We start from the raw sequence: 713 nt of genomic DNA on the forward strand, positions 1-713 counted from the left end.
TGCAATTTAGATCAACTGATGCAGGCAAATGCCGAAGCAAAACCTACAACCGTATAATCCAAGCTGCGAATAAAACTCAGCTATAAGATGTTTACGCAAATTTCATATCCAGTTTTCAAGGTGCAAATGCACAAGCCAGTATCTCGCTTGTTCATTGAGATGCAATGTTTTGTTGGTGGAGCCAAGGAGGATCGAACTCCTGACCTCCTGCTTGCAAGGCAGGCGCTCTCCCAGCTGAGCTATGGCCCCGGAATAAGTTTTTGCATGTAGCAAATATGGTGGGCCTTAGTGGACTCGAACCACCGACCTCACCCTTATCAGGGGTGCGCTCTAACCAGCTGAGCTAAAGGCCCTCGTTCTATTACTGAATGGATTAAATCCATCCGCTTGGCAGCGTCCTACTCTTCCAGGACCCTGCGGTCCAAGTACCATCGGCGCTGAAGGGCTTAACGGTCGTGTTCGAGATGGGTACGCGTGGTTCCCCTTCGCCATTACTACCAAACGGATGTTGAGGTTATATGGGGTCCCCGGAAAGTAATCTGCATAAGCTACAAAGCTTAGCGTCACTTTTTGGGGTCCAATTTATTCCCTCAAAACTGAACATGAGCGATACCTGTCAAAGTATCTGATCTTCATCGAGATCAGGTATTTCCTTAGAAAGGAGGTGATCCAGCCGCACCTTCCGATACGGCTACCTTGTTACGACTTCACCC

At 48.4% G+C, this 713-nt stretch carries 2 tRNA genes and 2 rRNA genes; all 4 read right to left on the bottom strand.

Features of this window, described 5'->3' with window-relative positions:
* Positions 1-173: 173 nt before the first annotated feature.
* Positions 174-249: transfer RNA gene (locus NNL21_RS36090), tRNA-Ala, on the bottom strand.
* A 27-nt stretch (positions 250-276) separates the two neighbouring features.
* Positions 277-353: transfer RNA gene (locus NNL21_RS36095), tRNA-Ile, on the bottom strand.
* Between the two features lie 32 nt (positions 354-385).
* Positions 386-502, bottom strand: a 5S ribosomal RNA gene (rrf, locus tag NNL21_RS36100).
* Between the two features lie 155 nt (positions 503-657).
* Positions 658-713, bottom strand: a 16S ribosomal RNA gene (locus NNL21_RS36105); the annotation flags it as partial.

Origin of the sequence: Paenibacillus mendelii, assembly GCF_024498075.1 — a bacterium.
Classification (GTDB): Bacteria; Bacillota; Bacilli; order Paenibacillales; family Paenibacillaceae; genus Paenibacillus_Z; species Paenibacillus_Z mendelii.